Source organism: Halomonas sp. ND22Bw, assembly GCF_003011945.1.
GTDB lineage: Bacteria > Pseudomonadota > Gammaproteobacteria > Pseudomonadales > Halomonadaceae > Halomonas > Halomonas halophila.
The window spans coordinates 59259-81377 of the sequence record NZ_PXWD01000008.1; the positions used below are offsets into that span (position 1 = coordinate 59259).

Here is a 22119-nt window from a genome sequence, read left to right on the forward strand (position 1 = left end):
CATGGCGCGTCGCGGAGGCCTGATCGGCGTTCTGCTGCTGCTGCTGGTGCTGGGCGCCGGCGGCCGCGCGCTGTGGCTGTGGCTCGACCGGCCCGTGGAGCGTGTCTCGATCCGCGGCGACCTGGAGTACGCCAGCGCCGACTATCTGAGGAGCAAGCTGGCGCCACTGGTGCGCGGCCAGACCTGGCTGTCGGCGGATATCGGCGAGCTTCGCGAGCAGGCTCGTGACATCGGCTGGCTGAGCGAGGTGCGCATTCGTCGCGAATGGCCCTACGCCCTCGTGTTCGAGCTGGTCGAACAGGTGCCGGTGGCGCGCTGGAACGACGATCGGCTGCTCAACCCGGCCGGGGATCCCTTCGCCTTCGCTCCGCTGGCGGCGCCGGAGGGGCTGGTGAACCTGGCCGGTCCGGCCGGCAGCGGGCCGGAGGTGCTGGCCTATCACGACGCCCTGGGCGCCCGCCTGGCCGAGCATGGGCTGGGGCTGCGCCAGCTGCGGCTCGAGGATCGTGGCGCCTGGCGGCTGCAGACCGATGACGGCATCTGGGTGATGCTGGGCCGCAGCAATCGCGAGGCGCGTCTGGCGCGCTTCCTGGCGGCCTGGGATCGGGAGCTCGATGGCCTGGCGTCGCATATCCGCTACATCGACCTGCGCTATCCGAATGGCGTCTCGGTCGCCTGGCACGGTGAAAGCGAGCCGGACGAGGAACACGGCGCTAAGGAAAGTTGAAGGCGATTCGCGAAACACACGGGATGAATGGAAGGGCCTCTCGGGTGTTCCTTTTGAGGAAAAATCGCCGTATCGTGACGGATGTTTTTCGCTCTGGGCTGGTGGAGCACGGGAAGTTGTTCCTATAATTGGCCCAGGTTTTTCTATTGTTAATGCTTAATTTCCCCAAGCGGGTCAGCTCGAGGAGATTCCCCGACTCATGTCAGGTCCATCCAATGCGTCCAATATGGTAGTCGGGCTGGATATCGGAACGTCCAAGGTCGTGGCGATCGTGGGTCAACCCACCGACGATGGCGGCATCGAGATTGCCGGCATCGGCTCGCATCCCTCTCGCGGGATGAAGAAGGGCGTGGTGATCAACATCGAGTCCACGGTGCAGTCCATCCAGCGCGCCGTGGAAGAGGCCGAGTTGATGGCCGGCTGCGACATCCACTCCGTTTACGTGGGGATCGCCGGCAGTCATATCAGCTCGATGAACTCCGATGGCGTGGTCGCCATCAAGGAGCGTGAGGTCGCGCCTGCCGATATCGAGCGCGTCATCGATTCGGCACGCGCCCGCGCCATCTCCGAAGGCCAGCGTGTGCTGCATGTGCTGCCCCAGGAGTTCGCCATCGACACTCAGGGCGGCATTCGCGAGCCCCTCGGCATGTCCGGGGTGCGCCTGGAAGCCCGGGTACACCTGGTGACGGCGGCACTCAATGCGGTGCAGAACATCGAGAAGTGCGTGCGTCGCTGCGGCCTCGACGTGGACGCGATCATCCTCGAGCAGCTGGCCTCCAGCCATGCGGTGCTCACCGAGGACGAGCGCGAGCTCGGCGTGTGCATGGTCGACATCGGTGGTGGCACGACGGATATCGCGGTGTTCACCGAGGGGGCCATCCGCCATACCGCGGTGATTCCCATCGCCGGCGATCAGGTCACCAACGACATCGCCATGGCGCTGCGCACGCCGACCCAGCACGCCGAGGAAATCAAGGTCAAGTACGCCTGTGCGCTGACCCAGATGGCCGCCAGCGACGAGATGATCAAGGTGCCTAGCGTCGGCGATCGGCCGGCCCGGGATCTGTCCCGCCAGTCGCTGGCCGAGGTGGTCGAGCCGCGCTACGAGGAACTGTTCACTCTGGTGCGCGACGAACTGCGACGCAGCGGCTTCGAGGATCTGGTCGCCGCCGGCATCGTGCTGACCGGCGGAACCTCGCGCATGGAAGGGGTGGTCGAGCTGGCCGAGGAAATCTTTCACATGCCGGTGAGAATCGCCTGTCCGCAGAACGTGCGGGGGCTTGCCGATGTGGTACGCAATCCGATTTATTCGACGGGGGTCGGTTTGCTACATTACGCTCTAAACGAGGCCCGTCAGGGGCACGGCCAACAAGAGACGTCGGGCAGTGGCATGTCGGCGCAGCCGAGGCGCGGAGACGCCTCCCGGCGCGGAGCAGGGGAAGGGATTCCGGCGCTGGTAAAGCTCAAGGGCTGGTTCAAAGGAAATTTCTGACAGGGCCGCGATCGCGGTCCAGGAGACGGGGCTAATGTTCGAACTGGTAGACAGTGCACCCTCAAGCAGTGCAGTCATCAAGGTCATCGGTGTCGGCGGTGGGGGCGGCAATGCCGTCAACCACATGGTCGAAAGCAGCATCGAAGGTGTCGAGTTCATCTGCGCCAATACCGATGCCCAGGCGCTCAAGCGGGTGGCGGCCAAGACCGTTCTCCAGCTCGGCAGCGAGATCACCAAGGGGCTGGGCGCCGGCGCCAATCCGGAAGTGGGCCGTCAGGCCGCCATGGAGGATCGCGAGCGCATCGCCGAGCTTCTCCACGGTGCCGACATGGTCTTCATCACCGCCGGCATGGGCGGTGGTACCGGTACCGGCGGTGCGCCGGTGGTCGCGCAGGTGGCCAAGGAACTCGGCATCCTGACCGTGGCCGTGGTCACGCGTCCCTTCCCCTTCGAGGGCCCCAAGCGCATGCGCTCGGCCGAGGAGGGCATGAAGGAGCTCTCCGAGCACGTCGACTCGTTGATCACCATTCCCAACGAGAAGCTGCTCTCGGTGCTCGGCAAGAGCGCCAGCCTGCTTACCGCCTTCAGCGCCGCCAATGACGTGCTGCTGGGGGCGGTGCAGGGCATCGCCGAGCTGATCACCAGCCCCGGCATCATCAACGTCGACTTCGCCGACGTGCGCACCGTGATGTCCGAGATGGGCATGGCGATGATGGGCACCGGTGGGGCCACCGGCGAGAATCGCGCCCGCGAGGCCGCCGAGAAGGCGATCCGCAGCCCGCTGCTCGAGGACATCGACCTGCACGGTGCGCGTGGCATCCTGGTCAACATCACCGCCGGCCCGGACCTGTCGATCGGCGAGTTCAACGACGTCGGTGCCACCGTCCAGGAGTTCGCCTCCCAGGACGCCACCATCGTGGTGGGCACTTCCATCGACATGGAGATGACCGACGAGCTGCGCGTGACCGTGGTGGCCGCCGGTCTCGACGGCCAGCGTCAGCCGGCGGCGGCCAGCCAGGGCGCGCGTCGCGAGGCGGCCGGCGGTGGCGACTATCGCCAGCGTCAGCCGGCAGCCGCCAGCCGTCCTCAGCAGCAGGCCCCGGCCCCGGGCCGTGGCTCCGCCGCCGCGGCATCCAAGCCCGAGTCCCAGGAGGCGTCACGTCCTCAGCAGGAGCCGCGCAAGTCCCAGGAGCTCGACGACTACCTGGACATCCCGGCCTTCCTGCGTCGCCAGGCCGATTGAGCGCCGCTATCGTTTGCATAGACACGCCAAACGCACGTTGTTTTTGTTGAAACGTGCGTTTGGTGTTATAGTGAACGGTGTTTGATAACCACCGAGCCTGGCGACTGCCCATGATCAGACAACGCACACTCAAGAATGTCATCCGCGCCACTGGCGTCGGCCTCCACTCCGGCAAGAAGGTCTACCTGACCCTGCGGCCGGCGCCGGTCGATACCGGGATCGTGTTCGTGCGCACCGACCTGGACCCCGAGGTCCAGATTCCGGCCAGCGCCGACAGCGTGACCGACACCACGCTGTGCACCGCCCTGTCCAAGGACGGCGTCAAGGTCGCCACCGTCGAGCACCTGATGTCGGCCCTGGCCGGCCTCGGCATCGACAATGCCTACGTGGATGTCAGCGCCCCCGAAGTGCCGATCATGGACGGCAGCGCCGGCCCCTTCGTGTTCCTGATCCAGTCCGCCGGCATCGCCGAGCAGAACGCCGCCAAGAAGTTCATCCGCATCAAGCGTGAAGTGGTGGTGCGCGACGGCGAGAAGGAGGCGATCTTCCTGCCTCACCAGGGGTTCAAGGTTTCCTTTGCCATCGACTTCGATCATCCGGTGTTCGAGGCCCAGAAGCAGAGCGCCGAGGTCGACTTCTCGACCACTTCCTTCGTCAAGGAAGTGTCCCGGGCGCGCACCTTCGGCTTCATGCGCGATCTCGAGTACCTGCGCTCCAACAACCTGGCCCTGGGCGGCAGTCTCGACAACGCCATCGTGGTCGACGACTACCGGATCGTGAACGAGGGTGGTCTGCGCTACGACGACGAGTTCGTCAAGCACAAGGTGCTGGACGCCATCGGTGACCTCTACCAGCTGGGCCACAGCCTGATCGGCGAGTTCCGCGGTGTGAAGTCCGGCCACGCGTTGAACAACCAGCTGTGCCGCGCGCTGATGGAAAACCAGGAGGCCTGGGAGATCGTCACCTTCGAGGAAGAGACTGCCAAGGCGCCGATTTCCTATGCCGCCCCGGCCATGGCCTGACGCCTCTCCGCGGTCGACGAGGTCGCATGAGCCCGATATGCCCGTTCGATGGTGAGGGGCTCGATGGTTGAGGCTCGATCACAAGCTCGGTAGAAGAAAGGCCCGCCAGTTCCTGGCGGGCCTTTCTCGTGGCCGGGAGGATGTGGTGCGTCAGGGGTCGCGTTCCGCGTGGGAGGCGAGGCGTTCCAGGGCGCGCTTGAGCGTCGGGTCCTCGACGTCGGCGGCGCAGCTCGAGAGCTCGTCGGCGGCGTGCGCAGGCAGGTGGCGTGTCTGGCGTGGCGGCACCTTGGCCGGGCGTACCGGGCGGACCTTGAAGTCGAAGCCGGTCACCGCGGCGAAGCCCGGGAGTTCGTGAAGCAGCGACAGCAGGCGCGACTGCTCGTAGCGCAGCCGGGTCAGCCACACGGCGCGGTCGGTGATGACCGTCAATCGCCCCTGGTGGAAGCCGCCCACGAACAGATGCTCGCCGAGCTCGCTCGGCAGGTGGTCGCGCAGATGCTGCTGGGCCTGTTCGATCAGTCGGGCCCGCCGCATCAGGTTACCCAGCTCACCGCGACCGTTCAGCACCTGGGACATGGGCTGGGCTCGCCACCGCTTAACCTTTATACTCATCAGCTTGATTCTCGGGTCCGGCCCGGGTGGGGAATCGTCGACCGTGTCGTCGACGGCCTTGGAACGCATGAGCCTAGCACAGGCACGGGAGTCCCTCGACAGCATGGACAGCCTTACCGCGGAGACAGGTCCGTCAGCGCCCGCCGAGCATGCCTCGGTGGAGCGCCGTCCGTCGGGCCGCCGGACGCCGCGCTGGTGGCTGGCCGGCCTGCTGGTCGGTTGCCTGCTGCCGGCGGGGCTGTCGCCGCTAGGGGCGGCGACGCCGGTCGAGCGCGTGATCCAGGTCTGCATTCTGGCGCCGGCGCTGATCCGGGCCAGCTCTCGCCTCCAGGCACGCCGGCGCGCCCGGCGCCGCTGGCCGGTCCGCCCCCTTCCTCGCCGTGCCGGCCGGCTCGCGCTGCGCCTGCCCCGCGTCGCGCCTCGGCAGCGGGCCGTGGCGGCGCATGATGTCCTGACCCGCCGCGGGCCGCCGCGGGTGCTTCTCGCCTGAACGACGAGCGGCCGGGAGTGCGTCCCGGCCTTGAGCACCCCAGCGATGGACCCTTCATGATCAACAACCTGTTACGCAAGGTCGTCGGTTCCAAGAACGACCGCGAAGTCAAGCGCATGGGCCGCACCGTGGCCCGCATCAATGCCCTTGAGAAGGATCTCGAGACCCTCGACGACGCCGCGCTCCAGGCGCGCACCGCCGATTTTCGCGAGCGCCTGGACGGCGGCGAGTCCGTCGACAGCCTGATGCCCGAGGCCTTCGCCACCGTGCGCGAGGCCAGCAAGCGGGTGATGGGCATGCGTCACTTCGACGTCCAGATGATCGGCGGCATCACCCTGAACGGCGGTCGCATCGCCGAGATGAAGACCGGCGAGGGCAAGACCCTGGTCGCGACCCTGGCCGTCTACCTCAACGCCCTGCCCGGCAAGGGCGTGCACGTGGTCACGGTCAACGACTACCTGGCGCGCCGCGATGCCGACTGGATGCGCCCCCTCTACGAATTCCTGGGCCTGACCGTCGGCACCATCTATGCCGGCCAGACCCCCGAGGAGAAGCGCGAGGCCTACGGCTGCGACATCACCTACGGCACCAACAACGAGTTCGGCTTCGACTACCTGCGCGACAACATGGCCTTCTCGCTGGAGGACAAGGTTCAGCGCGGGCTGCACTACGCCATCGTCGACGAGGTGGATTCCATCCTGATCGACGAGGCGCGCACGCCGCTGATCATCTCCGGTGCCGTGGACGAGAACACCGAGCTGTACAAGGTCGTCGACCGGCTGGCGATCCACCTGGCGCCCTGCACCGATGAAGAGGACCCGGAGAGCGGTGACTTCACCCTCGACGAGAAGCAGAAGCAGGTCGAGCTCACCGAGGGTGGCCATCACAAGGTCGAGCAGCTGATGCGCGACGAGGGCCTGCTCGGCGAGGAGGATTCCCTCTACGCCGCTCAGAACCTCAACCTGCTCCAGCACATGCATTCGGCGCTACGCGCCCGCCATCTCTACCAGCGTGACGTCGACTACATCATCAGCGACGGCCAGGTGGTCATCGTCGACGAGCATACCGGTCGCTCCATGCCGGGTCGGCGCTGGTCCGAGGGCCTGCACCAGGCGGTCGAGGCCAAGGAGGGAGTGACCGTCCAGCGCGAGAGCCAGACGCTGGCCTCCACGACCTTCCAGAACTACTTCCGCCTCTACGACAAGCTGTCCGGCATGACCGGTACCGCCGATACCGAGGCCTTCGAGTTCCGCCAGATCTATGGCCTGGACGTGGTGGTGATTCCCACCAACCGGCCGCTGGCGCGCAAGGACCAGAACGACCTGGTGTATCTCAGCGCCGAGGAGAAGTTCGAGGCCATCATCGAGGACGTCAAGGTCCAGACCGAGGCCGGTCGTCCGGTGCTGGTGGGTACCGCCTCCATCGAGACCTCCGAGTACCTGGCCGAGCTGATGAAGCGGGCGGGTATCCGCTTCAACGTGCTCAACGCCAAGCAGCACCAGAGCGAGGCGCAGATCATCGCCCAGGCCGGGCGTCCCGGGGCCATCACCATCGCCACCAACATGGCCGGCCGTGGTACCGACATCGTGCTGGGCGGCAACTGGGAGGCCGAGGCCGCACAGCTCGAGTCGCCGAGCGAGGACCAGATCGAGCGCCTCAAGGCCGAATGGCAGGAGCGCCACGAGGCGGTGCTCGCGGCCGGCGGCCTGCACGTGATCGGCTCCGAGCGTCACGAGTCGCGGCGCATCGACAACCAGCTGCGCGGCCGTTCCGGCCGCCAGGGCGACCCGGGATCGACGCGCTTCTTCCTGTCGCTGGAAGACAACCTGATGCGGCTGTTCGGCTCCGAGCGCGTGCAGAAGCTGATGCAGGCCCTGGGCCTGGAGCGCGGCGAGGCGATCGAGCACAAGATGGTCTCCAACGCCGTGGAGCGCGCCCAGAAGAAGGTCGAGGGTCGCAACTTCGACATTCGCAAGCAGCTGCTCGAGTACGATGACGTGGCCAACGATCAGCGCCGGGTCATCTACGAGCAGCGCAACGAGATCCTGGCCGCCGACGACGTCTCCGAGAACGTCATCGGCATCCGCGCCGAGGTGCTCGACGAGGCGATCAGCGAGTTCGTGCCGCCGCAGAGCCTGCCCGAGCAGTGGGACCTGGCCGGCCTGGAAGATCACCTCAAGACCGAGTTCAACCTCGAGGCGCCGGTACAGCAGTGGGCCGAGGAAGACCAGCGCTTCCATGAGGAGCAGCTGCGTGAGCGTCTCCACGAGATGCATCGCCAGGCCTACGACGAGAAGGTCGAGATCGCCGGTGCCGAGCTGATGCGTCGCTTCGAGAAGCAGGTCATGCTGCAGGTGCTGGACACCCGCTGGAAGGAACACCTGCAGTCCATGGACCACCTGCGCCGGGGCATCCACCTGCGTGGCTACGCCCAGAAGAACCCCAAGCAGGAGTACAAGCGCGAGTCCTTCGAGCTGTTCCAGACGCTGCTGACCAACATCAAGTCCGACGTCACGCGTATCCTCAGTCACGTCAAGGTGCGTCAGCCGGAAGAGGTCGAGGCCCTGGAACGCCAGCGGCGCGAGTCGCTGGAGCGCGAGAAGGCGGCCGCGGCCAGCCGCCACGACGCGCCCGAAGGGGCCGAGGCGGACACCGAGCAGGCCGCCGCCGCGGCGCCGGCCGGAGAGGCCCGCCCCCAGCGCCGCGAGGGCCCCAAGGTCGGACGCAACGACCCGTGCCCCTGCGGTTCGGGCAAGAAGTTCAAGCAGTGCTGCGGCAAGCTGAGCTGATCGGTCGGGGGCCGGGCGAGCGTGCCGCGCCGGCCCCGCCAAGCGAATTCATACAGGAGACAGACGATGGCAGTGGGCCCTGCAAGCTTTCCCGAGATGCCGGTGATCGATGGGGTGCGCCTGGGCACGGCCCGGGCCGGGATCAAGGCCGCCGATCGCCGTGACCTGGTGGTGATCGAGGTGCCCGAGGGCGCCGCCGTGGCGGGCAGCTTCACGCGCAATGCCTTCTGTGCGGCCCCGGTGACCGTGGCCCGAGAGCACCTGGCGGCCTGCACCCTGCACGGCGAGGCGCCGCGCTACCTGGTGATCAACACCGGCAACGCCAACGCCGGCACCGGCGAGACCGGGCTGCGTGACGCGCGGGCCACCTGCGCCGAGCTGGGTGGCCTGGCCGGGGTGGAGGCCTCCCGCGTGCTGCCGTTCTCCACCGGCGTGATCGGCGAGACGCTGCCCATGGAGCGGCTGCTGGGCGGCCTGCCCGAGGCGCTGCGCTGCCTCGACGAGAGCGCAGCGGGCTGGGCCGCGGCCGGCGAGGGCATCCTCACCACCGACACCCGGCCCAAGGGGGCCAGCGTGACCGTGCCGCTGGGTGACGAGACCGTCACCCTCAACGGCATCAGCAAGGGCTCGGGGATGATCAAGCCCAACATGGCCACCATGCTGGCCTTCGTGGCCACCGATGCGGCCATCGCCCCGGCGCTGCTGGATGAGCTGCTGCGCGAGGCCGTGGAGCGCTCCTTCAACTGCATCACGGTGGACGGCGATACCTCGACCAACGATGCCTGCATGCTGATCGCCACCGGCCGCGGCGCGGCCATCGACGATGACCGACGCCTGGCGGTGTTCCGCGAGGCGCTCGACCGGCTGATGATCGAGCTTGCCCAGGCCATCGTGCGTGACGGCGAGGGCGCCACCAAGTTCGTCGGCCTGCAGGTCGATGGCGCGGTGACGCGTCAGGAGGCATTGGACGTGGCCTTCACCGTGGCTCACTCGCCGCTGGTCAAGACCGCACTGGCCGCCAGCGACGCCAACTGGGGCCGGATCCTCGCCGCCGTGGGGCGGGCGCCGCTGGAGGACTTCGACGTCGAGCGCGTGGTGATCGACCTCGGCGAGGTGCGCCTGGTGGAGAACGGCGGCCGGGCCGCCGGCTACACCGAGGAGGCCGGCAGCGAGGTCATGGCCCGCGAGGAGATCGCGATCCGCATCGACCTGGGGCGCGGCGAGCGCAGCGCCACCGTCTGGACCACGGATCTGACCCGGGAATACGTCGCCATCAACGCCGATTACCGCAGCTGAGCGCGGGGCCCGGCGTTCCCGGTTCGCATCAAGAGAGCAATCCCCCGCGCGTCGGCGCGGGGACAAGTGGGATAAGGTGAATGAACGCAATGGTCAAGAGAAGGGTGCATGTGGCGGCCGCCGCCATCATCAGCGCCGATGGTCGTGAGGTGCTGCTCGCCCGGCGCCCGTCCAACGTCGATCAAGGCGGCCTCTGGGAGTTCCCCGGTGGCAAGCTGGCGCCCTATGAAACGGGCCTCGAGGCTCTCAAGCGCGAGTTGCACGAGGAGCTGGGGGTGGAGATTCATCGCGCCCAGCCGCTGATCCGCATCCACCACGAGTACACCGACAAACACATTCTGCTCGACGTCTGGCAGGTCCACGACTTCGCCGGCGAGCCCTTCGGGCGCGAGGGGCAGGCGGTGCGCTGGGTGCCGATGGAGGAGCTGTTCAACTATCCCTTCCCGGCGGCCAACGTGCCGATCCTTCGCGCGGTGATGCTGCCCACCGAGTACCTGATCACCGCCGAGGAAGAGGACGAGTCAGTGTTCCTGTCACGGCTGGAGCGGGCGCTGGTCGAGGATGGCGTGCGCATGGTGCAGCTGCGGGCCAAGGATCTGGACCGCGAGGGCTACCTGGCTCGCGCCGAGCAGGCCCTGGCGGTATGCCGTCGTCACGGTGCGCGGCTGATGCTCAACGGCGAGCCCGAGCTGCTCGACCAGGTGGATGCCGACGGCATCCATCTGACCAGCGCGCGGCTGATGAGCCTGGATCGTCGTCCGCTGCCCGAGGGCAAGTGGCTCTCGGCCTCGACCCACGACCGCGAGCAGCTGGACCAGGCCCATCGCGTCGGCTGCGACTTCGCGACCCTGTCGCCGCTGCGCACCACGCCTTCGCATCCGGAAGTGGCGCCGATCGGCTGGCACGATTTCCAGCAGCTGGTCGAGCATGCCGGCATGCCGGTGTTCGCGCTGGGTGGCATGACCCGCTTCGACGCCAATCATGCCCGCGCCGTGGGCGCCCAGGGCATCGCCTCGATTCGCGACTTCTGGAAGTAATCGGCGCCGAGCGACAAGAAAACCCCGAAGGACAGTCCTTCGGGGTTTTCTTTTGCTTCAGGCAATTTCAGGCGCTCGACGTGCCGCTAGTCCCGATAACGGCGGGTCAGGTCGCCATAGGCGTCGACACGCCGGTCGCGCAGATAGGGCCAGATGCGTCGCACCGCCTCGCCGCGCTCCATGTCCAGGGTCACCAGCAGCCGCTCGGCCTGCTGGCCGGCGTGGGCGAGCAGTTCGCCCTGGGGGCCGCAGATGAAGCTGCCGCCCCAGAAGTCGATGCCCGGGCCGATGCCGGAGTGGTCGCTCTCGTGGCCGACCCGGTTGGCCACCACCACCGGCAGGCCGTTGGCCACCGCATGGCTGCGCTGGATCAGCGTCCAGGCGTCCTTCTGGCGTGCCTTCTCGTCGTCATCGTCCTGCGGGTCCCAGCCGATGGCGGTGGGGTAGAGCAGCAGGTCGGCGCCGGCCAGGGCCATCAGGCGCGCGGCTTCCGGATACCACTGGTCCCAGCACACCAGCAGGCCGAGGCGGCCCAGCGAGGTGTCGATGGGGGTGAAGCCCTCCTCGCGAGCGGCGTCATGATCGCCCGGGGTGAAGTAGAACTTTTCAAAGAAGCCCGGATCGTCGGGGATGTGCATCTTGCGATACTGGCCGACCCGGCCGTGGCCACCGTCATAGACCACGGCGGTGTTGTGGTAGAGGCCCGGGGCACGGCGCTCGAACAGCGAGCCCACCAGCACGATGTCGAGCTCGGCGGCCAGCGCCGCCAGCCGCTGGCCGGTGGGGCCGTCCAGCGGCTCGGACAGGTCGAACAGCGCGGTGTCCTCGAACTGGCAGAAGTAGTGGGTGGCGTGCAGCTCCTGCAGCATCACCAGCTGGGCGCCGGCGCCGGCCAGTTCGCGGATGCCGGCCTCGCTCTCGGCCAGGCTCCGGGCCTTGTCGGGCCAGGCCGGCTGCTGGACCAGGCCGACCTTGAGGGTGCGGGTCATGATGTCTCTCCTTCATGGCGGCGAGCCCCGGTCAGGGTGCCGCGGGGCAGCTGCATGGTCAGGCAGTGCAGGCTGCCATGCTGGCGGATCACGGTGCTGCAGTCGATGGGCACGATGTCGCGGTCCGGGAAGGCCTCGGCCAGGGCGGTGAGGGCGCGCGCATCGGCGGCGTCGCCGTAGATGGGCACCAGCACCGCGCCGTTGATGATCAGGAAGTTGGCGTAGGTGGCCGGCAGGCGGCGACCGTCCTCGGCGTCGAAGCAGGGCGCGGGCCAGGGCAGCGGGATCAGCCGGTAGGGCTCGCCGTCGGCGCGGCGCAGCGCGCGCAGCTCGTCCTCCATGGCGGCCAGCGCCGGATGGTGCGGGTCGGTGTCGTCGTCGCAGCGCACGTAGGCGATGGTCCGCGGGTCGCAGAACCGGGCCAGGGTGTCCACGTGGCTGTCGGTGTCGTCGCCTTCCAGATGGCCATGGGCGAGCCACAGCACCCGCTCGGCGCCCAGCTGCTCGGCCAGCCGCGCCTCGATGGCGGCCCGGTCGAGGTGCGGGTTGCGGTTGTCGTTGAGCAGGCAGGCCCCGGTGGTCAGCAGGGTGCCCTGGCCGTCGCTCTCCAGGGCGCCGCCTTCGAGCACCAGGTCGTGGGAGACCAGCGGCGCGGCGAAGACGCCGGCCGCGGCGAGGCGGCGGGTCAGGCTGTCGTCGCGGCTGGCCGGGAACTTGCCGCCCCAGCCGGTGAAGACGTAGTCGAGCAGCACGAGCTCGCCGTCACGTTCGACGGTGAGCGGGCCGTGGTCCCGGGCCCAGGTGTCGTCGGCCTCGGCGACCTGGAGAATGAGGCGCTCGGCGGAGACGCCGCGATGATGGAAGGCCTCGGCCAGCCGGGTGCGGGTGGCGTCCTCCGGCACGGCGATCAGTACCGGCTGGTAGCGGGCGATGGCCACTGCCAGGGTCTCGAGGGTCGCCTCGATGTTCGCCAGCAGCGGCGCCCAGTCGCTGTCGGGACTCGGCCAGGTCAGTTGCACGGCATCCTGGGGATGCCATTCGGGGAGCAGGCAGACGGCCATGGCAGGCCTCCTCGATGAAGGAATCCGGCGCAATGTAGGGGGCGGTGCGTCGGGATGCAAGTCCGACGAGGACGTCGGCTCCGCGGGCGGCGAACCCGGGGATCATGCCTCTGTCGGGCGTTTTTCCGCGTCGTCGAGCCGGCAAGGTGCAGTCATCGTGCAAGCCTTGCCTCCCCGATGCAGGGCCGGCCAAAAACACGTACCATGAGCGCCCGCCGACAAGGAATGCTCAAATGCTGGATCGTCTGCCTCTCCTGATCGGGTTGCGCTACGTGCGGGCCAAGCGACGCAACCACTTCATCTCCTTCATTTCCCTGACCTCCATGCTGGGCCTGACCCTGGGCGTGGCGGTGTTGATTCTCGTGCTGTCCGTGATGAACGGCTTCGATCGCGAGCTGCGCGAGCGGGTGCTGGGCATGGTGCCGCACACTCGCATCGAGGTGCCCTCCGGGCTCACCGACTGGCAGCCGCTGGCCGAACGCCTCCAGCAGCGCGAGCACGTCATCGGGGCGGCGCCCTATATCCAGCAGCAGGGCATGTTCTCGGTGGGCGGTCGCAACAACGGCGCCATGGTGAACGGCATCGAGCCCGAGTGGGAGAAGCGCGTCTCGATCGTCGACGAGCACATGGAGCGGGGAAGCCTCGACGACCTCCAGCCCGGCGAGTGGAACGTGGTGCTGGGCTCGATGCTGGCACGCCAGCTCGGGGTGACGGTGGGCGATCGGGTGACCCTGCTGGTGCCCGAGGCCTCGATCACGCCGGCCGGCGTCTTCCCGCGCCTCAAGCGCTTCACCGTCAGCGGCATCTTCAGCGTCGGCGCCGACCTCGATGCCAGCCTCGCCTACGCCAACATCGCCGACATGCAGACCCTGGCGCGCATGGGCAGCGACGTGGGCGGGCTGCGCCTGGAGCTCGACGACCTCTTCCAGGCCGGCAGCGTGACCCGCGCGATCATCGACGACCTGGGGCCGGGCTATCGCGGTCTGGACTGGACCTATACCCGGGGCAACCTGTTCCAGGCGATCCAGATGGAGAAGCGCATGATCGCGCTGCTGCTGACGGTGATCATCGCCGTGGCGGCCTTCAACATCGTCTCGACCCTGGTGATGGTGGTCACCGACAAGCATGCCGACATCGCCATCCTGCGCACCATCGGTGCCACGCCGCGCTCGATCATGGGCATCTTCATGGTCCAGGGGCTGGCGATCGGGGTGATCGGCATCCTGATCGGGGTGGGGCTCGGCGTGCTGCTGGCGCTGACCGTCTCCGACATCCTGGCCTTCGTCGAGTCGGCCTTCGGCATCCACTTCCTCGATGCCGGCGTCTATTTCATCAGCGAGCTGCCCTCGCAGCTGCTGTGGTCCGACGTGGGCCAGATCGTCTCCGCGGCCTTCGTGCTGACCTTCCTGTCGACCCTCTACCCGGCCTGGCGCGCGGCCCGGGTGCAGCCTGCCGAGGTGCTTCGCTATGAATGATCCCGCCATGACCCAGGAGATCGACCGTCCGGCCTCAGGGCGTGAGGTGATGCTGGCCTGCGACCGCCTGACCCGCGTCTATCGCGAGGGGCCGCGCGATCTCACCGTGCTCGACGAGCTGGCGCTCGAGGTGCGCGCCGGCGAACGGGTGGCGGTGGTCGGCAGTTCCGGCTCCGGCAAGACCACGCTGCTCAACCTGCTGGGCGGGCTGGATCATCCCAGCCGCGGCGAGGTGCGCATCGCCGGGCAGGCGCTGCACGAGCTGGGCAACGCCGCCCTGGGGCGCTTTCGCAATCGGCACATCGGCTTCGTCTACCAGTTTCACCACCTGCTGGCCGAGTTCACCGCCGTGGAGAACGCCGCGCTGCCGCTGATCGTGCGTGGCCATCGGAAGAAGGAGGCCGAGGCCAGGGCGCTTACGCTGCTGGAGCGGGTGGGCGTGGCCGAACGGGCCGACCACAAGCCCGGCGAGCTCTCCGGCGGCGAGCGGCAGCGGGTGGCCATCGCCCGGGCGCTGGTCACCGACCCGAGCCTGGTGCTGATGGACGAGCCCACCGGCAACCTCGATCAGACCACCGCCGCCAGTATCCTGGGGCTGATGGATGAGCTGTCCGCCAGCGCCGCCTGTGCCTTCGTGATCGTGACCCACGATCCGAGCCTCGCCGCCCATCAGGACCGGGTGCTGCGCCTCGACGCGGGTCGCCTGACCCAGGACGCGCCCGCCGCCTGAGGCGCGGGCGGGCCGGCTGTCGACCTTTCTCGGCGCGATTATCTTTCTCGAGCGCGGTCGCCCAGCCGGTCCCGGCGGCGCCGCGCTCGACGTTTCCAGCTGCGCGAGACCTGCCAGCGCCAGGCCAGGCGAATCGCCACGCTACCCAGGAGGCCGGCCAGGATGGCCGCCACCAGCGAGCCCGCCGCCAGCGCCGGCAGGGCGTCGATCATCTGAGTGGCGATCCATTCGGTGGACAGGCGGGTGGGGGCCTCCCGGGCGGGCAGGTCCAGCAGCCAGGCGCCCAACCGATAGTTGCCGTAGAAGATCAGCGGCATGGTCAGGGGGTTGGTGATCCATACCAGGCCGATCGACAGGGGCAGGTTGGCGCGCAGCGCCCAGGCGCCCAGGGCGGCCAGCACCATCTGCCCGGGAATCGGCAGCAGCGCGCAGAACAGCCCGACGAAGAACGCATTGGCCACGCTGCGGCGCGACAGCATCCACAGCGAGGGGTTACCGATCAGGTGGCTCAAGAAGCGCAGTGAGCGCTGGCGCCTGAGGGTCTCGGGATGGGGCAGGTAGCGCTGCAGGAGACGGCGCGGCATGGGGATGGGCTCGCGGCTTCGGTATGCGCGCTATTATCCATACAAGCCCGCTCCCTCGCCATGGCGTCGCTCAACGCCTGGCCGTCATGCTGTCGCGGGCGCTCCAGGGATGATGCCCATGGCAACCGGACAGGCCCTGCCGCTCGCGCTGGCGGCCCTCCTCGGCACGCTGATCGGTGCCCTCGCCGACCAGGGCGCCTTCACCGCCTGGCCTCAGGCCGTGGGCCTGTCTCTGCTGGTCGGGCTGGCGGCTTGCCGCTGGCGCCTGGTGCTGCTGCTGTCGATGGTCGCGCTGGTCGCCGGCCAGCTGAGCGTGATGCGCGGCGGCGAGCTGCCCGACGGGCTGACACGCCAGGATCTGGCCGTGGAGGGGCGATTGACGTCGGTGGTCCGGGAGGGGGGCCTGACGCGACTGACCCTGGCGGTGAGCGACTGTGAGCCGCTGGCCGCGGGCCTGCCGCGCTGCGATCGGCTGTCGCGGGTGCGGCTCAATGCCTACGACGCGCCGGTCATGAGCGTCGGCGAGCGTTGGCGCCTGACCGTCCGGCTGCGTCCGCCCGCGGGTTTCGCCAATCCGGATGCCTTCGACTATCGCGCCTGGCTGCGCCGGGAGGGCATCCACGCCACCGGCTACGTGCGCGAGGCGCCGCCACCGGCGCGTCTCGAGGCGTCCGGCGGCTCGATTCGTCGATGGGCCCTCGACCGGCTCGATGAGCGTGATCTCTCCCCGCGCACGACGCGCTGGCTGGCGGCGCTGACCCTGGGCGTCGGCGAACGACTGACCGATGACGACTGGGCGCTACTCAACGCCAGTGGCACTACCCATCTGATGGTCATTTCCGGATTGCATGTCGGCCTGGTGGCCGGCGTGGCCCTGTGGCTGTCGCGCGGGCTGTCGCGGCTCGTCGCCCCGGGTCGCTGGCGGATGGCGATCTGGCCCTGGTGGGCCGCCGGGGTGGCGGCGGCGGCCTACGCCTGGCTGGCGGGGCTCGAGCCGCCGGCGATGCGGGCGATGATCATGGCCCTGGTGGGGCTCTGGGTGGCCAGCGGGCGACATGCGCCCGGGCCCTGGCAGGCCTGGTGGCTGGCGCTGGCCCTGGTGGTGATCCTCGATCCGCTGGCGGTCTGGCGCCCCGGCGGCTGGCTGTCGTTCGGCGCCGTGGCCTGGCTGATCCTGATCTGGCAGGGACGGCCTCGCCCCAGAGGGTGGCGCGGCTGGCTGTGGGCCCTGGTGCGCAGCCAGCTGCTGCTGGCGCCGGTGATGGCGGGGGCGGTGCTGCTGGCCTTCGATCGCCTCGCACCGGCGGCGCCGCTGGTCAACCTGGTGGCCGTGCCGCTCGTCGGCAGCGTCATGGTACCGCTGGGGCTGGCGGGCTGGGCCCTGGCCTGGATGCCGCCGCTGGCGGAACTCGCCTGGTCCGCGTTCGGCACGCTGGCGGAGGGGCTAGCCCTCGGGCTCGAGACAGCGGCACGCCTCGCGCCGCTGCAGGCGCCGACGCCGGCCGTGGCTCAGGCGTTGGGCGTGGCGCTGGTCCTGATCGGCCTGCTGTGGGGGCTACCGGGCCTCGCCGGGCGATTGCGCCTGGCCGGCACCGCGCTGCTGCTGGCCTGCGGTACGCTCGGGTTGTCGCCATCCTCGCCGGCGCCCGGCGAGGTGCGGGTGCGCGTCCATGACGTGGGGCAGGGGCAGCTGGTGGCCCTGCGCACCGCCCGCTACCGGGCGCTGATCGACACGGGGCCGCGCTTCCCCTCCGGCTTCATGCCCCTGTCGACGCTGTGGCCCGAGGGGCAACGCTTCGACGATGTCATCGTCAGCCACGCCGATCTCGATCATGCCGGCGGCGTCGAGGCGCTGATGATGGAGCATTCCGTCGGGCGCTACCTGGCGCCGCCGGGCAGCGCGCTGCCGGTGGCGACGGAGCCCTGCGTGTCGGGGCTGGCCTGGCAGCGTGACGGGGTGGATTTTCGCGTGCTCTGGCCGCCCGCGGGGGCCGCGGGGCTGTCCGCCAACGATGGCTCCTGCGTGCTGCTGATCACCGCGGGCCAGCAGCGGCTGTTGATCACCGGCGATGCCGGCGTGCGGGTGGAACATGAACTCTTGGCGTGGCTCGAGGGGCCCATCGAGGCGCTGGTGGCCGGGCATCACGGCAGCGCGACCAGCTCCAGTCCCGGTTTCCTGGCCGCCGTCAGGCCACGACAGGTGATCTTCAGCGCGGGCCGGGACAACCGTTTCGGCCACCCCGCGGCGTCGGTGGTGCGTCGCTTTCGGCGACTCGGCAGCTGTCTGTGGAACACGGCCCAGGACGGCGCCGTCACCCTGTGGCTGGGCGGGGAGGGGCGGGTCGAGCCCGCGCGCCCGGCGGCCTGGCGGCGCGGCGGTGTCGGACGCGGGTGCCTTGCGTTAGAATCGCCTGCAATGACGCCGGAGGCGCCGGTGACTGCTCGAGGGAGGTGACCCCATGACCCTGATGGAGGCCCTGATCGCCGGGGGCTGGCTGATGCTGCCGCTGCTCGGCTGTTCGCTGGTGGCGGTGGTGATCGTCGTCGAACGCCTGTGGGCGCTGCGCGCCTCGCGCATCGCGCCGAGGGGGCTCGGCGAGGAAGTCTGCACGCTGGTGGCTCGCGGCCAGGTCAACCTCTACTGGCTGGAGAGCCATTCGCCGCTGGGCGGCGTGCTGGCGGCCGGGCTGCGTAACGCCCGGCTCGGCCACGAGCAGGTGCGGGCGCGTTTCCAGGAGGCTGCCACCGCGGTGGTCCACGACATGGAACGCTTCCTCAGCCCGCTCGGCACCATCGCCTCGATCACGCCGCTGCTCGGCCTGCTGGGCACCGTGGTGGGCATGATCGAGGTGTTCGCGGTGCTCGTGTCGAACGATGGCGGCGAACGCACCGCGGATCTGGCCGGCGGCATCTCCCGGGCGCTGGTGACCACCGCGGCGGGCCTGACGGTGGCGATTCCCGCGCTGATGTTCCACCGCTACTTTCAGCGGCGGGTCGAGGACATCACGGTGTGCATCGAGGAACAGGCCGGCCAGGTGGTGGAGTTCCTGGCCCATCACGACGGCGAACTGACCCTGGCCGAGCGCCATGAGGCGACGGCGGACTCCCGGACCGCGGACCCGGATCCGCTGGCGGGAGCCGGGCGCCCATGAGGGTACCGCGCAGGCGACGCGAGGCGGTGGAGGTCAACCTGACCCCGCTGATCGACGTGGTGTTCCTGCTGCTGATCTTCTTCATGGTGTCCACGACCTTCGAGACCCGGCAGGCGCTCGAACTGGTGCTGCCCGAGAGCGAGACCGGCGTGGCCGCCGAGGCCTCGCCGGTCACCGTGGTGGTCACCCCCGAGGGTGCGTATCGCCTGGGCGATCGCGCCCTGGCGCCCGGCGCGCTGGAAGCGGCGCTGGCCGAGGCGGCGCCGCGCGCCCGCGAGCACGGCCTGGTGGTCGAGGCCGACGGCCGCGCCGCCCACGCCGACGTGGTGCGGGTGCTCGACCGGGCCGGCGCTCTGGACATTCGGCGGGTGCGCATCGCCACCGCCAAGGCAACACATTCTGAAGCGGAGACACCGTGAGCGAACACTCGGGCTGGACCCTCTACAAGCGTCTGCTGGGCTATGTGAAGCCCCATTGGAAGGCCTTCGCCCTGGCCGTCGTCGGCTACGCCATCTACGCGGCGTCCAGCACGGCGCTGGCCGAGATGATGAAGCGGCTGATCGACGGCATCCAGAATCCGGATGCCGCCTTTCGCCTGATGCTGCCGCTGTTCGTGGTCGGCATGTTCGCCGCTCGCGGGCTGGGCACCTTCCTCGGCACCTATTTCATGAGCAACGTGGCCCGCAACCTGGTCCACGCGCTGCGCTGCGATGTCTTCAATCACATGCTGCACCTGCCGGGGCGCTTCTTCGACGAGCATTCCTCGGGACATATGGTGTCGCGGGTCACCTATCACGTCGAGCAGGTCACCGGGGCCGGCACCAAGGCGATCACCATCCTGCTGCGCGAGGGGCTGTTCGTGATCGGGCTGGTGGTCTACCTGCTGTGGACCAACTGGATGCTGACCCTGCTGTTCCTGGCCGTGACGCCGCTGATCGGCGGCGTGGTCAGCTATGCCAGCAAGCGTTTCCGGCGCATCTCCCGGCGCATCCAGCATTCCATGGGCGACGTCACCCATGTGGCCTCCGAGGCGCTGTCCGGCTACCGGGTGGTGCGTACCCACGGTGCCGAGGGATATGAAAAGGCCCGTTTCGCCGAGGCCAGCGAGGTCAACCGGCGCCAGAGCATGAAGGAGGCGCTGACCAAGGCCACCAGCACGCCGGTGATCCAGCTGCTGGTGGCGCTGTCGCTGGCGCTGCTGGTGTGGCTCGCCATGTCGCCGGCGATGCTGGACGACATGACCCCCGGCGAGTTCGTGGCCTTCATCACCGCGGCCTCGCTGATGGCCAAGCCGGTGCGACAGCTCACCGAGATCAATGCCACCGTGCAGAAGGGCATCGCCGCCGCCGGCGAGCTGTTCGGGCTGCTCGACGTGCCGCCCGAGGAGGACAGTGGCACCCGCGAGCCGGGCCGCCTCGAGGGCCGCGTGACCCTGGAGGGCGTGCGCTTCGCCTACGGCCCCGACCAGCCCGAGGTGCTCAAGGGCATCGACCTGGACGTGGCCCCCGGCGAGATGATCGCCATCGTGGGCCGCTCCGGCAGCGGCAAGTCGACGCTGATGGGGCTGATGCCGCGCTTCTACCGGCCCACCGCGGGGCGGATCTGCCTCGATGGCGTGCCGCTCGAGGACTTCAAGCTGCTGCCGTTGCGGCGCAGCATCGCCCTGGTCTCGCAGCAGGTGACGCTGTTCAACGCCACCATTGCCGACAACATCGCCTACGGCATCGACGATCCCGACCCGCAGGCGGTCGAGGCCGCGGCCCGGGCGGCCCATGCCCACGAGTTCATCGAGCGCCTGCCCGACGGCTACGCCACCGTGGTCGGCGAGAACGGGGTGATGCTTTCCGGTGGTCAGCGCCAGCGCCTGGCCATCGCCCGGGCGATCTTCAAGGATGCGCCGCTGCTGATCCTCGACGAGGCGACCTCGGCGCTGGACACCGAGTCCGAGCGCTACATCCAGGCGGCGCTCGAAGAGGTGTGCCGCGATCGCACGACCTTCGTCATCGCCCACCGGCTCTCCACCATCGAACGCGCCGACCGCATCCTGGTGATGGAAGGCGGCGAGATCGTCGAGCAGGGCAGCCACGCTGAGCTGCTGGCCCGCGAGGGCGCCTATGCGGCCCTGCATCGCCTGCAGTTCCAGGACGCCGAGACGGCATGAGCGGTGGCGTCGGCGAGCGCTGGCTCGAAGGGGCCTATGCCGGTTCGCTGTGGCTGTGGCCGCTGCGCCCGCTCGAGGCGCTCTACCGCCGGGTGATCGCGCGCCGCGCCCGGGCCTATGCCGAGGGGCGGCGCCAGGCCTGGTGGGCCCCGGTGCCGGTGGTCGTGGTCGGCAACATCACCCTCGGCGGTACCGGCAAGTCGCCGCTGGTGGCCTGGCTGGCGCGCCACCTGGGCGAGGCCGGCTGGCGGCCCGGTATCCTGTCCCGTGGCTACGGCGGCCGCGCCGATCGCTATCCGTTGCGGGTCGAGGCCGATACCCCGGCCTCGGCCTGCGGTGACGAGCCTCGCATGCTGGCCGACCAGACCGGCGTGCCGGTGGTGGTCGACCCGGACCGCCCGCGAGGCGCCCGGCGGCTGCTGGAGGAAGGCTGCGACATCCTGCTCGCCGACGATGGCCTGCAGCACCTGCCGCTGGGGCGCGACCTGGAGCTGGTGGTGGTGGACGGTCATCGCGGGCTCGGCAATCGGCACTGCTTGCCGGCCGGGCCGCTGCGCGAGCCCGCCGAGCGGCTCGAGACCGTGGATGCCGTGCTGGTCAACGGCGAACCACGCGACGCGACGCTGGCCGATCACTATCGCATGACCCTGGCGCCCGCCGGCTGGCGCCCGCTGGGCGGCGGCGAGCGCCGGGCGGTGGCGCCGGCGCCCTTCGTCGAACCGGTGCATGCCGTGGCCGGTATCGGTCGCCCGGCGCGCTTCTTCGAGACCCTCGAAGGCCTGGGGATCGCCCACTGGACGCATCCCTTCGCCGATCACCACCGCTTCACCGCCGAGGATCTGGCCTTCGCCGACGGCCGCCCACGGGTGATGACCGCCAAGGATGCGGTGAAGTGCCGCGGTCTGGACGCGGACGATGCCTGGGTACTGGAGGTGGAGGCAGTCCCCGATCCCGATTTCGTCGCCTGGCTGGACGCACGCCTGGCGACCCTGTGAATTCCTGGCGGCCGCCTGCGTGCGGTCGCCGATGCTGACCCTGGAGGCGTGAGAGATGGACAAGCAACTGCTGGCGATGCTGGTCTGCCCGCTGTGCAAGGGCAAGCTGGCCTTCGATCGTGAGGCCGGCGAGCTGGTGTGCCGCTATGACGGCCTGGCCTATCCCGTGCGCGACGGCATCCCGGTGATGCTGCCCGACGAGGCGCGGGCCATCGACGTGGACGAGAAGCTGCCGCCGTCGACCGGCGCCGAGGGCTGAGGAGG

At 69.3% G+C, this 22119-nt stretch carries 20 protein-coding genes; 16 read left to right on the top strand and 4 right to left on the bottom strand.

Annotated elements, in window-relative coordinates:
- The first annotated feature begins 1 nt into the window (after nucleotide 1).
- The 4 genes from CVH10_RS11530 to lpxC all read left to right on the top strand — a co-directional run bounded on the left by CVH10_RS11530 (nucleotide 2) and on the right by lpxC (nucleotide 4484).
- Entirely contained in the window at nucleotides 2-727 is a 726-nt protein-coding gene (locus CVH10_RS11530) for a cell division protein FtsQ/DivIB (protein ID WP_035592490.1), read from the top strand.
- Nucleotides 728-926: 199 nt separating this feature from the next.
- Nucleotides 927-2219 (top strand): cell division protein FtsA, encoded by a 1293-nt coding sequence (gene ftsA / locus CVH10_RS11535; RefSeq protein WP_035592493.1) that lies wholly within the window; start codon nucleotides 927-929, stop codon nucleotides 2217-2219.
- Nucleotides 2220-2253: 34 nt separating this feature from the next.
- Nucleotides 2254-3462 carry a cell division protein FtsZ gene (ftsZ, locus tag CVH10_RS11540; protein ID WP_035592495.1) on the top strand — a complete coding sequence of 403 codons (1209 nt, stop codon included), beginning with the start codon at nucleotides 2254-2256 and terminating at the stop codon, nucleotides 3460-3462.
- A 110-nt stretch (nucleotides 3463-3572) separates the two neighbouring features.
- A complete protein-coding gene (lpxC, locus tag CVH10_RS11545; protein WP_106488757.1) occupies nucleotides 3573-4484 on the top strand; it encodes a UDP-3-O-acyl-N-acetylglucosamine deacetylase in 912 nt (303 codons plus the stop codon).
- 150 nt (nucleotides 4485-4634) lie between these two features.
- On the opposite strand, the gene CVH10_RS11550 is transcribed toward lpxC, so the two are convergent.
- Complete coding sequence (locus CVH10_RS11550; RefSeq protein ID WP_081945697.1) at nucleotides 4635-5060, bottom strand: DUF721 domain-containing protein; 426 nt, start codon at nucleotides 5058-5060, stop codon at nucleotides 4635-4637.
- A gap of 103 nt (nucleotides 5061-5163) precedes the next feature.
- Between CVH10_RS11550 and CVH10_RS11555 the strand changes: the two genes are divergently transcribed.
- From CVH10_RS11555 to CVH10_RS11570, 4 genes are all read left to right on the top strand, one after another.
- Nucleotides 5164-5586, top strand: a complete 423-nt coding sequence (locus CVH10_RS11555; RefSeq protein ID WP_369335786.1) for a hypothetical protein — start codon at nucleotides 5164-5166, stop codon at nucleotides 5584-5586.
- A gap of 56 nt (nucleotides 5587-5642) precedes the next feature.
- A complete protein-coding gene (gene secA, locus CVH10_RS11560) occupies nucleotides 5643-8375 on the top strand; it encodes a preprotein translocase subunit SecA (RefSeq protein ID WP_106488759.1) in 2733 nt (910 codons plus the stop codon).
- 66 nt (nucleotides 8376-8441) lie between these two features.
- On the top strand, nucleotides 8442-9671 hold the full coding sequence (argJ, locus tag CVH10_RS11565) for a bifunctional glutamate N-acetyltransferase/amino-acid acetyltransferase ArgJ (protein ID WP_106488760.1): 1230 nt from the start codon (nucleotides 8442-8444) through the stop codon (nucleotides 9669-9671).
- Between the two features lie 89 nt (nucleotides 9672-9760).
- Entirely contained in the window at nucleotides 9761-10708 is a 948-nt protein-coding gene (locus CVH10_RS11570; RefSeq protein ID WP_035599407.1) for a Nudix family hydrolase, read from the top strand.
- A gap of 86 nt (nucleotides 10709-10794) precedes the next feature.
- On the opposite strand, the gene CVH10_RS11575 is transcribed toward CVH10_RS11570, so the two are convergent.
- Both CVH10_RS11575 and CVH10_RS11580 read right to left on the bottom strand, forming a co-directional pair.
- On the bottom strand, nucleotides 10795-11697 hold the full coding sequence (locus CVH10_RS11575; RefSeq protein ID WP_106488761.1) for a carbon-nitrogen hydrolase: 903 nt from the start codon (nucleotides 11695-11697) through the stop codon (nucleotides 10795-10797).
- A complete protein-coding gene (locus CVH10_RS11580; protein ID WP_106488762.1) occupies nucleotides 11694-12758 on the bottom strand; it encodes an agmatine/peptidylarginine deiminase in 1065 nt (354 codons plus the stop codon). Before CVH10_RS11580 ends, CVH10_RS11575 begins: the two co-directional genes overlap by 4 nt.
- Nucleotides 12759-12991: 233 nt before the next feature.
- Between CVH10_RS11580 and CVH10_RS11585 the strand changes: the two genes are divergently transcribed.
- Both CVH10_RS11585 and CVH10_RS11590 read left to right on the top strand, forming a co-directional pair.
- Entirely contained in the window at nucleotides 12992-14233 is a 1242-nt protein-coding gene (locus CVH10_RS11585) for a lipoprotein-releasing ABC transporter permease subunit (protein ID WP_035599416.1), read from the top strand.
- Nucleotides 14226-14963 (top strand): ABC transporter ATP-binding protein, encoded by a 738-nt coding sequence (locus CVH10_RS11590; RefSeq protein ID WP_035599419.1) that lies wholly within the window; start codon nucleotides 14226-14228, stop codon nucleotides 14961-14963. Before CVH10_RS11585 ends, CVH10_RS11590 begins: the two co-directional genes overlap by 8 nt.
- 38 nt (nucleotides 14964-15001) lie before the next feature.
- On the opposite strand, the gene CVH10_RS11595 is transcribed toward CVH10_RS11590, so the two are convergent.
- Nucleotides 15002-15547 (bottom strand): DUF2062 domain-containing protein, encoded by a 546-nt coding sequence (locus CVH10_RS11595; RefSeq protein ID WP_035599421.1) that lies wholly within the window; start codon nucleotides 15545-15547, stop codon nucleotides 15002-15004.
- A gap of 118 nt (nucleotides 15548-15665) precedes the next feature.
- Here CVH10_RS11595 and CVH10_RS11600 point away from each other — a divergent pair, with 118 nt between their 5' ends.
- The 6 genes from CVH10_RS11600 to CVH10_RS11625 are packed head-to-tail and all read left to right on the top strand — an operon-like array spanning nucleotide 15666 to nucleotide 22114.
- Nucleotides 15666-18002: a DNA internalization-related competence protein ComEC/Rec2 gene (locus tag CVH10_RS11600; RefSeq protein ID WP_106488763.1), complete on the top strand. Its 2337-nt coding sequence runs from the start codon at nucleotides 15666-15668 to the stop codon at nucleotides 18000-18002.
- Nucleotides 18003-18006: 4 nt separating this feature from the next.
- Nucleotides 18007-18699, top strand: a complete 693-nt coding sequence (locus CVH10_RS11605) for a MotA/TolQ/ExbB proton channel family protein (protein ID WP_052052595.1) — start codon at nucleotides 18007-18009, stop codon at nucleotides 18697-18699.
- Nucleotides 18696-19118 carry a biopolymer transporter ExbD gene (locus tag CVH10_RS11610; protein WP_106488764.1) on the top strand — a complete coding sequence of 141 codons (423 nt, stop codon included), beginning with the start codon at nucleotides 18696-18698 and terminating at the stop codon, nucleotides 19116-19118. The genes CVH10_RS11605 and CVH10_RS11610 overlap by 4 nt, the downstream gene beginning before the upstream one ends.
- Nucleotides 19115-20860, top strand: coding sequence for a lipid A export permease/ATP-binding protein MsbA (gene msbA / locus CVH10_RS11615; protein WP_035599429.1), 1746 nt, complete (start codon nucleotides 19115-19117; stop codon nucleotides 20858-20860). Before CVH10_RS11610 ends, msbA begins: the two co-directional genes overlap by 4 nt.
- Nucleotides 20857-21855: a tetraacyldisaccharide 4'-kinase gene (gene lpxK / locus CVH10_RS11620; RefSeq protein WP_106488765.1), complete on the top strand. Its 999-nt coding sequence runs from the start codon at nucleotides 20857-20859 to the stop codon at nucleotides 21853-21855. Before msbA ends, lpxK begins: the two co-directional genes overlap by 4 nt.
- Nucleotides 21856-21910: 55 nt before the next feature.
- The gene (locus tag CVH10_RS11625; protein ID WP_016854367.1) at nucleotides 21911-22114 is read left to right on the top strand and encodes a Trm112 family protein; all 204 of its coding nucleotides are present in this window, start codon (nucleotides 21911-21913) and stop codon (nucleotides 22112-22114) included.
- The last annotated feature ends 5 nt before the right edge of the window (nucleotides 22115-22119 follow it).

Excerpts from the sequence above, each read along its gene's own strand:
- CVH10_RS11570 (WP_035599407.1), top strand. The coding sequence starts at position 9,761 with ATGGTCAAGAGAAGGGTGCATGTGGCGGCCGCCGCCATCATCAGCGCC.
- ftsZ (WP_035592495.1), top strand. The coding sequence starts at position 2,254 with ATGTTCGAACTGGTAGACAGTGCACCCTCAAGCAGTGCAGTCATCAAG.
- CVH10_RS11550 (WP_081945697.1), bottom strand. The coding sequence starts at position 5,060 with ATGTCCCAGGTGCTGAACGGTCGCGGTGAGCTGGGTAACCTGATGCGG.
- CVH10_RS11600 (WP_106488763.1), top strand. The coding sequence starts at position 15,666 with ATGGCAACCGGACAGGCCCTGCCGCTCGCGCTGGCGGCCCTCCTCGGC.
- ftsA (WP_035592493.1), top strand. The coding sequence starts at position 927 with ATGTCAGGTCCATCCAATGCGTCCAATATGGTAGTCGGGCTGGATATC.
- secA (WP_106488759.1), top strand. The coding sequence starts at position 5,643 with ATGATCAACAACCTGTTACGCAAGGTCGTCGGTTCCAAGAACGACCGC.
- CVH10_RS11610 (WP_106488764.1), top strand. The coding sequence starts at position 18,696 with ATGAGGGTACCGCGCAGGCGACGCGAGGCGGTGGAGGTCAACCTGACC.
- argJ (WP_106488760.1), top strand. The coding sequence starts at position 8,442 with ATGGCAGTGGGCCCTGCAAGCTTTCCCGAGATGCCGGTGATCGATGGG.
- lpxC (WP_106488757.1), top strand. The coding sequence starts at position 3,573 with ATGATCAGACAACGCACACTCAAGAATGTCATCCGCGCCACTGGCGTC.
- CVH10_RS11580 (WP_106488762.1), bottom strand. The coding sequence starts at position 12,758 with ATGGCCGTCTGCCTGCTCCCCGAATGGCATCCCCAGGATGCCGTGCAA.
- CVH10_RS11625 (WP_016854367.1), top strand. The coding sequence starts at position 21,911 with ATGGACAAGCAACTGCTGGCGATGCTGGTCTGCCCGCTGTGCAAGGGC.
- CVH10_RS11555 (WP_369335786.1), top strand. The coding sequence starts at position 5,164 with ATGAGCCTAGCACAGGCACGGGAGTCCCTCGACAGCATGGACAGCCTT.
- CVH10_RS11590 (WP_035599419.1), top strand. The coding sequence starts at position 14,226 with ATGAATGATCCCGCCATGACCCAGGAGATCGACCGTCCGGCCTCAGGG.
- CVH10_RS11605 (WP_052052595.1), top strand. The coding sequence starts at position 18,007 with ATGACCCTGATGGAGGCCCTGATCGCCGGGGGCTGGCTGATGCTGCCG.
- CVH10_RS11585 (WP_035599416.1), top strand. The coding sequence starts at position 12,992 with ATGCTGGATCGTCTGCCTCTCCTGATCGGGTTGCGCTACGTGCGGGCC.
- lpxK (WP_106488765.1), top strand. The coding sequence starts at position 20,857 with ATGAGCGGTGGCGTCGGCGAGCGCTGGCTCGAAGGGGCCTATGCCGGT.
- CVH10_RS11595 (WP_035599421.1), bottom strand. The coding sequence starts at position 15,547 with ATGCCGCGCCGTCTCCTGCAGCGCTACCTGCCCCATCCCGAGACCCTC.
- CVH10_RS11530 (WP_035592490.1), top strand. The coding sequence starts at position 2 with ATGGCGCGTCGCGGAGGCCTGATCGGCGTTCTGCTGCTGCTGCTGGTG.
- CVH10_RS11575 (WP_106488761.1), bottom strand. The coding sequence starts at position 11,697 with ATGACCCGCACCCTCAAGGTCGGCCTGGTCCAGCAGCCGGCCTGGCCC.